At 63.3% G+C, this 12,025-nt stretch carries 11 protein-coding genes; 6 read left to right on the top strand and 5 right to left on the bottom strand.

Going from position 1 to position 12,025, the window contains the following annotated elements; all coding sequences use genetic code 11:
- Positions 1-15: 15 nt before the first annotated feature.
- The gene (locus tag AAHK20_RS01980) at positions 16-816 is read right to left on the bottom strand and encodes an RNA methyltransferase (RefSeq protein ID WP_449179746.1); all 801 of its coding nucleotides are present in this window, start codon (positions 814-816) and stop codon (positions 16-18) included.
- Positions 817-1,236: 420 nt separating this feature from the next.
- Here AAHK20_RS01980 and AAHK20_RS01975 point away from each other — a divergent pair, with 420 nt between their 5' ends.
- Positions 1,237-2,037, top strand: a complete 801-nt coding sequence (locus AAHK20_RS01975) for an inositol monophosphatase family protein (protein ID WP_137332092.1) — start codon at positions 1,237-1,239, stop codon at positions 2,035-2,037.
- Here the strand turns inward: AAHK20_RS01975 and AAHK20_RS01970 are convergent.
- Positions 2,010-2,210 carry a hypothetical protein gene (locus tag AAHK20_RS01970; protein ID WP_449179745.1) on the bottom strand — a complete coding sequence of 67 codons (201 nt, stop codon included), beginning with the start codon at positions 2,208-2,210 and terminating at the stop codon, positions 2,010-2,012. The two genes, AAHK20_RS01975 and AAHK20_RS01970, sit on opposite strands and share 28 nt — an antisense overlap.
- A gap of 14 nt (positions 2,211-2,224) precedes the next feature.
- On the opposite strand from AAHK20_RS01970, the gene lplT reads away from it, so the two are divergent.
- The 3 genes from lplT to AAHK20_RS01955 all read left to right on the top strand — a co-directional run bounded on the left by lplT (position 2,225) and on the right by AAHK20_RS01955 (position 7,619).
- Positions 2,225-3,523 carry a lysophospholipid transporter LplT gene (gene lplT / locus AAHK20_RS01965; RefSeq protein WP_449179744.1) on the top strand — a complete coding sequence of 433 codons (1,299 nt, stop codon included), beginning with the start codon at positions 2,225-2,227 and terminating at the stop codon, positions 3,521-3,523.
- Positions 3,524-3,667: 144 nt separating this feature from the next.
- A complete protein-coding gene (gene mutS / locus AAHK20_RS01960; protein ID WP_449179743.1) occupies positions 3,668-6,349 on the top strand; it encodes a DNA mismatch repair protein MutS in 2,682 nt (893 codons plus the stop codon).
- Positions 6,350-6,356: 7 nt separating this feature from the next.
- Complete coding sequence (locus AAHK20_RS01955; RefSeq protein ID WP_449179742.1) at positions 6,357-7,619, top strand: hypothetical protein; 1,263 nt, start codon at positions 6,357-6,359, stop codon at positions 7,617-7,619.
- Here the strand turns inward: AAHK20_RS01955 and AAHK20_RS01950 are convergent.
- A complete protein-coding gene (locus AAHK20_RS01950; protein ID WP_449179741.1) occupies positions 7,599-8,138 on the bottom strand; it encodes an FKBP-type peptidyl-prolyl cis-trans isomerase in 540 nt (179 codons plus the stop codon). The genes AAHK20_RS01955 and AAHK20_RS01950 overlap by 21 nt on opposite strands.
- Positions 8,139-8,170: 32 nt before the next feature.
- Here AAHK20_RS01950 and AAHK20_RS01945 point away from each other — a divergent pair, with 32 nt between their 5' ends.
- Both AAHK20_RS01945 and AAHK20_RS01940 read left to right on the top strand, forming a co-directional pair.
- Positions 8,171-9,406: a JmjC domain-containing protein gene (locus AAHK20_RS01945; protein WP_449180044.1), complete on the top strand. Its 1,236-nt coding sequence runs from the start codon at positions 8,171-8,173 to the stop codon at positions 9,404-9,406.
- A gap of 226 nt (positions 9,407-9,632) precedes the next feature.
- Entirely contained in the window at positions 9,633-9,893 is a 261-nt protein-coding gene (locus tag AAHK20_RS01940) for a hypothetical protein (RefSeq protein WP_449179740.1), read from the top strand.
- 130 nt (positions 9,894-10,023) lie between these two features.
- On the opposite strand, the gene AAHK20_RS01935 is transcribed toward AAHK20_RS01940, so the two are convergent.
- Both AAHK20_RS01935 and bamC read right to left on the bottom strand, forming a co-directional pair.
- Positions 10,024-10,797, bottom strand: a complete 774-nt coding sequence (locus AAHK20_RS01935; RefSeq protein WP_449179739.1) for an MBL fold metallo-hydrolase — start codon at positions 10,795-10,797, stop codon at positions 10,024-10,026.
- Between the two features lie 5 nt (positions 10,798-10,802).
- Entirely contained in the window at positions 10,803-11,942 is a 1,140-nt protein-coding gene (bamC, locus tag AAHK20_RS01930; RefSeq protein ID WP_449179738.1) for an NlpB/DapX family lipoprotein, read from the bottom strand.
- Between the last annotated feature and the right edge of the window lie 83 nt (positions 11,943-12,025).

Below are 12,025 nucleotides of genomic sequence, written 5' to 3'. Positions count from 1 at the left end.
CGCTCGCACTCGAGGTCATTTTCCCGGGTCGTGCGTCTTGAGCAAGATGTGCTTGGCAATGCCGCGCACGATATTCACCTCCTCGCGCTCGAGCCCCGAGCGCGCGAAAAGCCGCCGCAATCTAGACATCAGCTTTTTCGGATTCGCGGGATCGAGAAACTCCAGCGCGATCAGCGCGTTCTCCAAATGGACGTACATGCGCTCGATCTCGTCGCTCGACGCGCGCGGCTCGCCGGCATCGGCCGAGGCCGAGGACGAGGCTGAAGCGTCGCTGCTCGCTTCGCCCAGATACGCCATGCGAAGCTCGTAACACAAGACCTGAACGGCCTGCGCGAGATTGAGCGAGCTATAGGCTGGATTGGCCGGAATATGCGCAAGCGCGCTGCAACGCTCGACATCCTCATTCGAAAGACCGGTGCGCTCGTTGCCGAACACGAGCGCGATGTCGCCGCTCGCGGCCTGCAGGTAGGCCTCCTTCGCAGCCACGCGCGGCGCGAGTTGCGGTGGCCCGTACTCCCGCATCCGCGCGGTGAGCGCGATCGACCAATGGACGCCGGTCAGCGCATCGGCGAGCGTAGGTACGACGTGAGCCGACGCGAGCACATCGTCGGCGCCGCTTGCCATCGCAATCGCTTCGGGATCGCTCTGCACGTGCGCCACGCGCGGCGCGACGAGCACCAGGCGCGAAAAGCCCATCGTTTTGAGCGCACGCGCCGCGGCGCCGACGTTGCCGGGGTGACTTGGCTCGACTAGCACGAAGCGCGTCGACGTAAAGCCGCCGCGCGGCTCGTGATGCGGTGTGTTTGGATGATTCAAGATGACGTGATGAAAACCGTGAAAAGCAGCCGGCGGCAGGCTTGCCGGACGAAGCCGTCAGATGTGCCGATGAAGTGAGTATGGTATCGCCAACCTCGGACGAACCCAATCTGCCGTTCGGCCTGGGCCATTCGGCCAGGTTGTGCGCGCTGCACCGACGGCCTCAGACTATCGCCATCGAGTCGAATCGAGCGAGGCCCGGTGCGTTTAGCCCCCGGCGTAGTGCCGGAAAATGCCCGACTCAGGTAAAATCACGCCATTCGCGCGCGCCGCACGCTTTCACCCATTGCCAAGCAGCCCGCGCCCCGCTCTTCTTCAATTCGTCTCCGTCGACGGAATTCGTGCCCGGTCACGCGTTCCGGCCGGTTTAGCTCATTACCGGGCAGCGCTCGCGCCCTCCCGGCACAAGGAACCAGGCTCATGCATCCCATGCTCAACATTGCCGTCAAGGCCGCCCGCCGCGCCGGACAGATCATCAACCGCGCATCGCTCGATCTCGATCTGGTCCAGGTCAGCAAGAAACAGCACAACGATTTCGTCACGGAGGTCGACAAGGCATCGGAAGCGGCCATCATCGAGACGCTGAAGACCGCCTACCCCGACCACGCCATCCTCGCCGAAGAATCCGGCCGCTCGGAGAACGAATCCGAGTACGAGTGGATCATCGACCCGCTCGACGGCACGACCAACTTCATTCACGGCTTCCAGTACTACTGCGTTTCGATCGCGCTCGCGCACAAGGGTATCGTCACGCAGGCCGTCGTCTATGACCCGACTCGCAACGATCTCTTCACGGCATCGCGCGGCCGTGGCGCCTACCTGAACGATCGGCGCATCCGCGTCGGCCGGCGCGACCGGCTTGCCGACTCGCTGATCGGCACGGGTTTCCCGTTCCGTGAAAAGGACGGCCTCGAAGCGTACTGCCGCCTGTTCGCCGAAATGACCCACGCCTGCACGGGCCTGCGCCGTCCGGGCGCCGCGGCGCTCGATCTCGCCAACGTCGCCGCCGGCCGCATGGACGGATTCTTCGAGCAAGGCATCAGCGCTTGGGACATGGCCGCCGGCAGCCTGCTGATCACGGAAGCCGGCGGCCTCGTCGGCAACTACACGGGCGACTCCGATTTCCTGCATCTCGGTGAAATCGTCGCCGCGAACCCGAAGGTGTACGCGCAAATGGTGCCGATCCTGAGCCCCTACAGCCGCACCCGGCAAGCGGCCTGACGCGAGGCAACGAAAGCGGCTGCGGCCGCTTTTTTGTTTGCAAGAACCGTATGCAAGTCATAGCGCTCGCGCCAGCCATTGCTCGCCGTCGCGGCGAGCGTGTCGGCGCACTTCGCGCACGCTTCGATTTCGATGATTGCCGCAGCGGCCAGCGCCGCGGTGGCGGACCGCATTTGCTCTGCGCTTCATGAAGAAAGGCTTCTATACGATTATCGCGGCTCAATTCGTGTCGTCGCTCGCCGACAACGCGTTGCTGATCGCCGCGATCGCGCTGCTCAGCGTGATGCAGTCCGCCGCTTGGGTTACGCCGATGCTGCAGATCTTTTTTACGATCTCGTACGTCGTGCTCGCGCCTTTTGTCGGCGCCTTTGCGGACGCGCTGCAAAAACGTCACGTCATGTTCGTGTCGAACGCGCTGAAAGCGTGCGGCTGCCTGATGATGATCGCAGGCGTTCATCCGATGATCGCGTATGGCGTGGTGGGGTTCGGCGCGGCAGCCTATTCGCCCGCCAAATACGGGATTCTCACCGAGCTGCTGCCACCCGAGCGGCTGATCGCAGCCAACGCGTGGCTCGAATCGGCCACCGTGCTCTCGACGATCATCGGCACCATGATGGGCGGCGCGCTGATCAGCCCGCTCGCCGAGCGCTTCGTCGCGCACACGCACTGGCCGTTCGTGCATTCGGCGGCCGACCTCGCGATGGCCGCCGTCATGCTGACTTATTTGGTGGCGGCGCTCATCAACATCGACATTCCCGACACCGGCGCCCGCTACGCCAACCGCTTGCGCGAACCCGGCAAGCTCGTCGGCGATTTCGTGCACTGCTTCAACGTGCTGTGGCTCGACAAGCTCGCGCAGATCGCGCTGTGGGTCACGACGCTGATGTGGGGCGCGGCGGTCACGCTGCAATTGCTCGTCCTCAAGTGGGCCGCGTCGAACCTGGGGTTGTCGTTGTCGAAGGCCGCCGTGATGCAGGGCGTGACGGGCATCGGCATCGCGGTCGGCGCGGCGGCCGCCGCAGCCTGGATTCCGCTCGTGCGCTCGCTGAAGGTCCTGCCGGTAGGGATCGCCGCGGGCCTCGTCGCGGTAGCGATGGCGTTCTACAGCAAAGGCCTCTTCCCTGCCGGCTCGGGCTTGAGGGTCGGCACCCTCTTCGCGCCGTTCTATATCGTATTCGCGTATCCGCTGATGATCGGCCTCGGCGGCCTGGCGGGGTTCTTCATCGTGCCGATGAACGCGCTCTTGCAGCATCGCGGAGCGACTCTGCTTTCGGCGGGCCATTCGATCGCGGTGCAGAACTTCAACCAGAATCTCGCCGTCCTGCTGATGCTTGGCGCCTACGCGCTGCTCTTGACCGCAAAGGTGCCGCCCCAATGGATCATCGTCATCTTCGGCAGCTTCATCTGCTTGATGATCTGGCTCGCGCAGCGCAAGAGCGCGGCGAACGCGCGCAAGGTGGATCTGCGCGCGCTCATCGAGGAATGAGTGACAGGGCGAGACGTCGCAGCCCGGTTGCGGACTTCCTGGCGCGACTGGCGATACGTTCACGTTAGCCGTTCGGCCAGGGCTCGTGCACACACCTGCCCGGGTTAAACTCTCGGCCTATATAGGCAAGACAAGACAAACACGATGGGCAATCCAATTGAAGCGGCGGGCGCTGCAAGCGCCGCCAGCGACTTCGCGCAGCATACCCCGATGATGCAGCAGTATCTCCGCATTAAATCGGAGCATCCCGGCACGCTCGTCTTTTATCGAATGGGCGACTTCTACGAGCTCTTCTTCGAAGATGCGGAAAAAGCCGCTCGTCTGCTCGACCTGACACTCACGCAGCGCGGCGCGTCCGGGGGCAATCCGATCAAAATGGCGGGCGTGCCGCATCACGCCGTCGAGCAATACCTCGCGAAACTCGTGAAGCTCGGCGAATCGGTCGCGATTTGCGAGCAAATCGGCGATCCGGCGACCTCCAAGGGCCCGGTCGAACGCAAGGTCGTCCGCGTCGTCACGCCGGGCACGCTCACCGACGCGGCGTTGCTCTCCGACAAGAGCGACGTCTATCTGCTCGCGCTCTCTCCGGGTCACAATAAGCGCGGCGTCGTGACCAACGTGGGCCTCGCATGGCTCAACCTCGCAAGCGGCGCGCTGCGCCTTGCCGAAGTCGCGCCCGATCAAGTCGATGCCGCGCTCGAACGCATTCGCCCGGCCGAAATCCTCGTGGCCGACACGCCCACGAACCCCACTCCGGCCAGCCTGGCCGGCGCGCTGACGCGGGTGCCCGTCTGGCATTTCGACGTGGCGTCGGGTACGCAGCGCCTGTGCGACCAAATGGGTGTCGCGGGGCTCGACGGCTTCGGCGCGCAAACGCTGACGAGCGCGTGCGGCGCGGCTGGTGCGCTGCTGCTCTACGCGTCGGCGACGCAGGGCCAGCAATTGCGCCACGTGCGCAGCCTCAAGGTCGAGTACGAGTCGGAATACATCGGTCTCGATCCGGCTACGCGCCGCAATCTCGAACTGACGGAAACGCTGCGCGGCACCGAATCGCCGACGCTTTATTCGCTGCTCGATACCTGCAGTACGGCGATGGGCAGCCGCTTGCTGCGTCATTGGCTGCACCACCCACCGCGCGACGCATTGGTCGCTCAAACGCGCCAGCAGGCGATCGGCGCGCTGCTCGACGCACCCGCCGACGCCAGCCTCGATACGTTGCGTAGCACGCTGCGCCAGATCGCGGACGTCGAGCGGATTACGGGGCGCCTTGCGCTGCTGTCGGCGCGTCCGCGCGACCTTTCGAGCCTGCGCGACACGTTCGCCTCCCTGCCGGCGCTGCGCGCGAAGCTGGCGAGCATCGTCGCGAACGCATCCGCCCTGGCGCGCATCGACGCCGAGCTCGAACCGCCGGCGGGCTGCGTCGAATTGTTGACGCGCGCAGTCGCCGCCGAACCAGCGGCCATGGTTCGCGACGGCGGCGTGATCGCGCGAGGCTACGATGCGGATCTCGACGAATTGCGCGATATTTCGGAGAACTGCGGACAATTCCTGATCGACCTCGAGACTCGCGAACGCACCCGCACCGGCATTGCGAATCTGCGTGTCGAGTACAACAAGGTCCACGGGTTCTACATCGAAGTCACGCGCGGCCAAACCGACAAGGTGCCGGACGATTACCGCCGCCGCCAGACGCTCAAGAACGCCGAGCGCTATATCACGCCGGAGCTGAAGACCTTCGAAGACAAGGCGCTCTCAGCCCAGGAACGTGCGCTCGCCCGCGAACGCGCGCTCTTCGACGCGCTGCTGCAATCGCTCTTGCCCTACATCGCGGATTGCCAGCGCGTCGCCGCGGCGCTTGCCGAGCTCGACCTGCTCGCTGCGCTCGCCGAGCGAGCCCGCGCGCTCGATTGGGTCGCACCGGAATTCTCGGCGGACGTCGGCATCGATATCGAGCAAGGACGCCACCCTGTCGTCGAGGCCCAAGTCGAGCAGTTCATCGCGAACGACTGCCGCCTCTTCGCCGATCGCAAGCTGTTGCTGATCACCGGCCCCAACATGGGCGGTAAGTCGACGTTCATGCGCCAGACCGCGCTGATCGCACTGTTGGCCTACGCCGGCAGCTACGTGCCCGCGCGGCGCACCCGCTTCGGTCCGATCGACCGCATCTTCACGCGCATCGGCGCCGCCGACGACTTGGCGGGCGGCCGCTCGACCTTCATGGTCGAAATGACGGAAGCCGCGGCGATCCTGAACGACGCGACCCCGCAGAGTCTCGTGCTGATGGACGAGATCGGCCGGGGCACGTCGACGTTCGACGGTCTCGCCCTCGCGTGGGCCATCGCGCGCCACCTGCTTTCGCACAACGCCTGCTACACGCTCTTCGCCACGCACTACTTCGAACTGACGCAGTTGCCGGCGGAATTCGCGCACGCGGCGAACGTCCACTTGTCCGCCGTCGAACACGGGCATGGGATCGTTTTCCTGCATGCCGTCAACGAAGGCCCTGCGAGCCAAAGCTACGGCTTGCAGGTCGCGCAGTTGGCGGGCGTTCCGTCGCCCGTGATTCGCGCCGCGCGCAAACACCTCGCGTACCTCGAGCAACAGTCGGTCGGGCACGCGACACCGCAACTCGATTTGTTCGCCGAACCGGCCTACTTGGAAGATGCACCGGACGATGCCGAGGACGACCCGCCCGCGACGCAGGCACACCCCGCGCTCGAAAAGCTGCGGTCGATCGATCCGAACGATCTGAAGCCGCGTGACGCGCTCGATCTGCTTTACGAACTGCACGATCTCGCGAGCACCGCGCGGGATGCGCAGCGCTAAGCGCCGCATGCGGGCCCGAGACCGGCACCGACGCGCCGCCGCAACATCGGGCGCGGTGGCGTTCGCCATCGCGCTCGCGTGCTGCCTGACGCCGGTTCGGCAAGCCAACGCCGCCGCACCGCGCTACACGTTCGCCGTCATCGGCAGCACGTTGCAAGACGCCGCCGATGAAGCGCCGACCCAGCGTCTTCTGGGAGCGATCGGGCTCGAGAAGCAAATGTCGTTCGTCGTCTATGACGGCAACCTCAAAGGCGCGACGGAAGCATGCCGCGACGCGCTCTATGAGCAGCGCCAGCAAGTGCTCGAAACGTCGCGGGCGCCGCTTTTCTTCATCCCGGGCGGGCACGACTGGGTTGCCTGCGCTCAGCCACAGCTGGGCGGCTACGACGCAGTCGAACGGCTCGATTTTGTGCGGCAGACGTTGCTTTCCGATTCGGCATCGATGGGTCAGAACTCGCTTACGCTCACTCGCGAAAGCGAAGTCGCACGCTTTCGGCCCTACCGCGAAAACATCCGCTGGCAGATCGGCGATACGGTGTTCATCGGCCTGAACGTGCCCGGCGAAAACAACCACTACTCGAGTGCGGGCGGCCGTAACGGAGAATTTGAAGATCGCGCTGTCGCGACGTCGTTCTGGCTTGAGCACGCGGCCGAATATGCAAAGCGCCGCGACGCACGCGCCGTGGTCGTCTTTGTCAAAGGCGACCCCGATCTCAAGCAGTACGAACATCCCGAGCGCTTCCCCTGGCTGCGATTCGGCCGTGCGCGGCCGCGCGACGGCTATCTGGAATTCAAGCGCAGTCTCGTGAAAATGGCGGAAACGTTTCGCGGGCCGGTGCTGCTCATCCACTACGACGACCGACGTCTCGCAAACGGCTTTCTGATCGATCAGCCGCTTCGCAACGATAAAGGCGGCCGCGTCATGAATCTGACGCGCATCGCGATTTCTCCTCGCGAACGTTTAACGCAATGGATTCAGATCGATGCGGACTTCGGCAAGCAGCCGCCGTTCAGAGTCAGCGTGAGGAATGTGCCGAAAAATCTGCCGGCGCTTACCGCGCCGCAAACAGTGCCGAGCGAGGAGCCGGCTGTGCCGCCGGTGCCCGAGGCGTCAGGATTGATGCCGGCGGTGCCCATGCAAGAGCCGCCGATCCTGCAGGACAATTATCAAAGCGCGCCGCCTAACCTGACGGCGCCCTCTCAACCTTCGCAAGCTTCGGCGCCCGAGAGCGCCGAGCCAGCAAGTTCCTCAGTGCAGCGTGGGCCGTGAATCGCCGGCTTCTTCGTCGTCATCTTCATCGATGACTTCGAGGCCATCGGCGCCGTGCGCGTGCTCGTGGTCGATCTCGTCCTGCGTCGCTTCGCGCACTTCCTTGACGGTCAGCGCAAAACGCAGCGCCATGCCGGCGAGCGGGTGGTTGCCGTCGAGCACGACTTTATCTTCGGCGACATCGGTGACGGTGTAGATCAGCGAATCGACATCCTCGTCGCCCTCTTCCGGCGTGCCCTCGAACTGCATGCCGACTTCGAGCGGTTCGGGGAAACGGTTACGCGGCTCGATCTTCACAAGGTCAGGGTCGTACTCGCCGAAGGCGTCTTGCGGCTCGAGCTGAATCTGGGTCTGGAAACCGGGCTCGCGACCGTCGAGTTCTTCCTCGATCTTGGGGAACGTGCCATCATAGCCGCCGTGCAGATAGACCATTGGCTCGTCGCTCTCCTCAATCAGATTGCCCTGCGCATCCGACAGCTTGTAGGCGACCGATACGACGGTGTTCTTTGCGATTTTCATTCGATTCTCCAAAATACATTTCCTATTATACGATGCCCAAGCGGCCCCTAGACCACTCGGCCGGCACTGCGTCGGCCACCGCCAAAGCGACCGTTTCGCCCCCGCTGCCCGAAGTGCCTACGCCTTTGCTGGGCAATCTTACGCCGTCGCAATTCATGCGCCGCTACTGGCAGAAAAAGCCGCTCTTGATCCGCCGGGCCGTCCCGGATATCGCGCCGCCGCTCGCGCGCGACGAACTGTTCGAACTCGCCGACAGCGACGATGCCGAGTCCCGGCTGATCACCCATTTCCGCGGTGGCTGGCAGCTCAAGCACGGGCCTTTCGCACCGGACGAACTGCCGTCGGCGAAGCGTCGTGAATGGACGCTCCTGGTCCAAGGCGTCAACCTGCATGACGATCGCGCACGCGCGCTGCTCGACCGCTTTCGCTTCGTTCCCGATGCCCGTCTCGACGATCTGATGATCTCCTATGCGACCGACGGCGGCGGCGTCGGTCCGCACTTCGACTCCTACGACGTTTTCCTGTTGCAAGTGCATGGCAAGCGGCGCTGGCGTATCGGTGCGCAAAAGGACCTGACGTTGAAACCGGGACTGCCGTTGAAAGTTTTACAGCATTTCGAGCCCGACGAAGAATGGCTGCTCGAGCCCGGCGACATGCTGTACCTGCCCCCGCACATCGCCCACGACGGCGTCGCCGAAGGCGAATGCATGACCTGCTCGATCGGCTTTCGAGCGCCTTCCACAAGCGAGCTGACCGGCCAGTTCCTCTACCATCTCGCCGAGCGTGGCGAGGCCCTGAACGGATCACTTCGAGACGAACGCTATCGCGATCCGCAACAACCGGCGGTGTCGAATCCGGGACAATTGCCGCAAGCGCTCGTCGACCAGGTTGGCGCGATCCTTGCAAAGATCAAATGGACCGAGCGTGACATCGCGTCGTTTTTAGGCAGCTACTTGAGCGAGCCGAAAGCGAATGTCGTATTCGATGCGCCGCGCCGCCCATTGAACGAAGCCGCGTTCATTCGCAACGTCTCTCGCTCGGGTATCCGGCTCGATAGAAAAACTGTGTTGCTGTATGGACCCCGTTCGTACTTCATCAATGGGGAAGAAGACCGGCTTTTGCGCGGCCAAAAATGGCTAGCGGAATTGGCTGATACACGGCGCCTGGGAGCGAAACGCTTTGTAACACTCTCGGCAGAGGGGGCGGTGACAGCATTGCTGCACGAATGGTATTGTGCGGGCTGGGTACAAGTGGGCGAATTCGCGTAAAGTAGCCTGCCTGTTGTTCCGAAACACAATATTTTGTATTAGAAAGACAACGTATTGACCCTGGTTTGCTGACGGTCGGTACGAAAGTGCATATAATTTCCGCCCAAGCCGTAGGGAAGATTCACGCTCTGAAGTGCATCCCACCATCGGCCCAGGTTGGTGTTGGAGCACATTACCGGTATTATTTCGCGCTGTTGCTTACCTTTAACCATAAAAGGACGTGATCATGAAGAAATCCCTCCTCGTAGCATCCCTGCTGGCAGCTGTGGCCCTGGCCGCTTGCAACAAGAGCAGCGACCAATCGGCTGCCCCGGCCGCTAGCGACACGTCGGCTGCTTCGGCACCGGCAGCTGCTGCTTCGGACACGGGCGCTGCTTCGGGTGCTGCTGCTGCGAGCGACACCGGCGCCGCTGCTTCGGCTCCGGCAGCTGCTGCATCGGACGCTGGCGCTTCGGCTGCTGCTCCTGCTTCGGGCGCAAGCCAGTAAGCTTGCCGCTGATGTGGCAAAGAAAAAACCGGCCTTCGGGCCGGTTTTTTCATGCCTGCAAGATTGATGAGCGCTGCGCTACGACGTGGTGTCCAGCCGGACGATTAGCAACGCCGAAAGCAACACAGAATTACAGACTTAACCAGCCAAATCCATCGATCTGCGAAGCGACCACCACCTCAGTCGCCGCCGCCCCCAGCACACGGGCCATTGCCGCTTGGGCGAGCTCAGGAAGGTTGTTTTGCTGGCTCAAATGCGCCGCCACAAGGTGCTTGAGACGCGCTCGATCCAACGAAGCCAGAATGTCCGCAGCGGCGTCGTTGTTAAGGTGTCCGTGATTGCCGCCGATACGCGCTTTCAACGATTGCGGATAGCGGCTTTGGGCCAGCATCGTCGTGTCGTGGTTGCATTCAAGCACGAGACCGTCACAACCGCTTAGTACAGCGCTGATATGCGGTGTCGACGTGCCGACGTCGGTCAGCACGCCCAAGCGGCACGCGCCATCCGAAAACACGAATTGCAGCGGCTCGCGCGCGTCGTGGGGCACCGTATAAGGCAGGACTTCGACATCACCGATGGCGACAGTTTCATCGCCCCATAGCACGTGCAAATCGACGTCGGCGTCATCGGCCCCGACCGCTCGCGCCGTGCCCCAACTCATGTAAAGCGGTATCGACCACTTACGCGCGAGCGTCAACGCGCTGCCGATGTGATCGCTGTGCTCGTGTGTGATCAGAATGGCGTCGAGTTGCTCGACGCCCATTTCGAGCCTGAAAAGGCGTCGCTCGACTTCCTTCGCGGAGAAACCGCAGTCGAGCATCACGCGAGTCGTCGTGGCTCCGTTCGAAGCCTCGACGACAAGGGCATTGCCCTCGCTGCCGCTGCCGAGGCTCGCAAAACGCATCGCGCTTAATTCAGTTCCGCGTGCAGCAACGAAACGATTTTTTGCGCGTCCGACGACGTGTCGACTTGCCCGTTCGCATCGACCACCGCCACTTGCGTGACACCGTCGCTCTTGGAACGCACGTTGATGAGGAATTCATGACCCGGCTTCTGCGCGCTCGGACCGCTGTAGAACAGCTTGCCGAAGAAGCCTTCGCGCTTCAGTTCCTGCATCGAATCGGCGTAACGCACGTAATAGAGACCCTTCGCGCGATCGCGATTGTCGACCGTGAAGTTGGTGCGATCGAGTGCAAGGCCAACGCGCAGCCACGCGCTGTCGAACGGCTCGGTCAGGTCCAGCGTGGTTGCACCCGCGTTCATGTCGACTTGTGCCGTCGCGCCGGACGGACGCGCATCGGCCAGCAACTGCTTGGACTGCGCTTCGGTCAGGCCGAACTTCTGCATCAGCTTATCGAGGAACACCGCTTCGAGCACCGGATTGCGCGGCCGTTCAACCCAGCGCGAGGAATCCTTGTCCTGCCCGGTCAGCACTTCTTCCATGGCGCTGTGCGTGATCGAAATGTCGGTCATGCCACCGGGACCGCGCTCGACCAGCGTACGGAAGCTGTCACGCGTGCCCGACGAATACGCGAAATCGATGACTTTGCCGATCGTGCGGCGGAACCAGTCATCAGGAATGTTCGCGCGGTTCTCAGCCCAGTCCGTGGTCATGATGCCGGTGGCCGGGGCGTCGGTCTTCAGCGAGAAGCCGTTGTCCTTCCAGAACTCTTGCAGGATCGGCCAAAGCTGATCGGGCGAGCGTCCGTCGACGACGAGCCAGCGACGGTCGCCATCACGCTCGACGTGCATCCCGTACGGATCTTGCGCGGTAGGCACGCCTTCAACAGTGTTGCCGGCCGCGGTCTTCGAGAGGGTCGGCGCGCCGCCCAGCGGAGCGGTGACCGGCGGCGCGGTGAATTGCTGATTCATCGCGGTCGGGTTCAAGTCGCTTGGCACCGTCAGCGGCGGCGCGGAACCCGTGGCCTTGTAGTTGACGCGATCGGACGCGAACCAGTCGTTCAACGATTCACAGCCGGCGAGCGTGCAAAGCGCAAGCGCCAGCACCGCCATGCGGGTGGCGTTAGTAGGGAAAGCGGAACGTTTCATGAGGTCCTTCGTGATACTGGAACGCGTTGCCTGCAACGGTGCCGGGTACGTGAGTCGAGAGTCGACGTGTTAAAGGAATGCCG

It is taken from the genome of Trinickia camelliae (genome assembly GCF_053525655.1).
Note: the sequence above shows the minus strand (reverse complement) of the source record. Positions and strands in the feature narration are given on the sequence as shown.

Bases quoted from the DNA above. Each gene is read 5' to 3' on its own strand.
- AAHK20_RS01935 (WP_449179739.1), bottom strand. From the start codon at position 10,797: ATGCGTTTTGCGAGCCTCGGCAGCGGCAGCGAGGGCAATGCCCTTGTC.
- bamC (WP_449179738.1), bottom strand. From the start codon at position 11,942: ATGAAACGTTCCGCTTTCCCTACTAACGCCACCCGCATGGCGGTGCTG.
- mutS (WP_449179743.1), top strand. From the start codon at position 3,668: ATGGGCAATCCAATTGAAGCGGCGGGCGCTGCAAGCGCCGCCAGCGAC.
- AAHK20_RS01955 (WP_449179742.1), top strand. From the start codon at position 6,357: ATGCGGGCCCGAGACCGGCACCGACGCGCCGCCGCAACATCGGGCGCG.
- lplT (WP_449179744.1), top strand. From the start codon at position 2,225: ATGAAGAAAGGCTTCTATACGATTATCGCGGCTCAATTCGTGTCGTCG.
- AAHK20_RS01970 (WP_449179745.1), bottom strand. From the start codon at position 2,210: ATGCGGTCCGCCACCGCGGCGCTGGCCGCTGCGGCAATCATCGAAATC.
- AAHK20_RS01975 (WP_137332092.1), top strand. From the start codon at position 1,237: ATGCATCCCATGCTCAACATTGCCGTCAAGGCCGCCCGCCGCGCCGGA.
- AAHK20_RS01945 (WP_449180044.1), top strand. From the start codon at position 8,171: ATGCCCAAGCGGCCCCTAGACCACTCGGCCGGCACTGCGTCGGCCACC.
- AAHK20_RS01950 (WP_449179741.1), bottom strand. From the start codon at position 8,138: ATGAAAATCGCAAAGAACACCGTCGTATCGGTCGCCTACAAGCTGTCG.
- AAHK20_RS01940 (WP_449179740.1), top strand. From the start codon at position 9,633: ATGAAGAAATCCCTCCTCGTAGCATCCCTGCTGGCAGCTGTGGCCCTG.